Below are 229 nucleotides of genomic sequence, written 5' to 3'. Positions count from 1 at the left end.
GAGCATCTTCAGCTTCATCACGGCGTGGAACGAGTTCACCTTCGCCATGACGATCCTCGGCGCGCAGACCGACCAGTACACGGTCTCGATCAGCCTCAAGTCGTTCTTCGGCCTGTACTCCAGCGACTGGGGCAGCATCATGGCCGCCTCGACGATCATCACCGTACCCGTCATGATCTTCTTCGTCGTCGTGCAGCGCCGGCTCTCCGCCGGCATCGTCGCGGGGGCG

The 229-nt window shown here is 62.9% G+C and carries 1 pseudogene; it reads left to right on the top strand.

Features of this window, described 5'->3' with window-relative positions:
- Positions 1-229 (top strand): annotated as a pseudogene (locus KVS71_RS19720) (carbohydrate ABC transporter permease); the annotation flags it as partial.

The sequence above is a fragment of the Microbacterium sp. GbtcB4 genome, from assembly GCF_019091465.1.
Classification (GTDB): Bacteria; Actinomycetota; Actinomycetes; order Actinomycetales; family Microbacteriaceae; genus Microbacterium; species Microbacterium paraoxydans.
The sequence above is the reverse complement of the archived record's forward strand: the minus strand, read 5'-3'. Positions and strand labels throughout refer to the sequence as shown.